At 66.8% G+C, this 295-nt stretch carries 2 pseudogenes; one reads left to right on the top strand and one right to left on the bottom strand.

Annotated features, from left to right (window positions below):
* Positions 1 to 134: pseudogene (locus FV229_RS27115) on the top strand (IS3 family transposase); the annotation flags it as partial.
* 46 nt (positions 135 to 180) lie between these two features.
* On the opposite strand, the pseudogene FV229_RS27110 reads toward FV229_RS27115, so the two are convergent.
* A pseudogene (locus tag FV229_RS27110) lies at positions 181 to 295 on the bottom strand (IS630 family transposase); the annotation flags it as partial.

Genomic DNA, 295 nt, shown 5'->3' with positions numbered 1-295 from the left:
ACAACACCATCCGGCCGCACTCGTCACTCGGCTACCAGCCGCCTGCGCCACAGGTTGTCATATGGCCACCTGAACCCAGCGGTTCAGCGCCGGTCGCCCACTCCGCCATCGTCACGCGACCGACAATGCACTAACTTCGAACCTGGGCCACCGAATGGGGGCAGGCCACTTGGGATCCGAGGGGCGCGTTCCGCGTGCTGCCCAACGCCGGGTCAGGGTGTTCTTCTGGCCGACCCGCGCCTCGTCGCAGAACCAGACCTCTACGGGTTTGCCGCCGACAGCCTGCCCGATCTGC

This window comes from Methylobacterium sp. WL120 (assembly GCF_008039465.1).
GTDB lineage: Bacteria > Pseudomonadota > Alphaproteobacteria > Rhizobiales > Beijerinckiaceae > Methylobacterium > Methylobacterium cerastii.
Note: the sequence above shows the minus strand (reverse complement) of the source record. Positions and strands in the feature narration are given on the sequence as shown.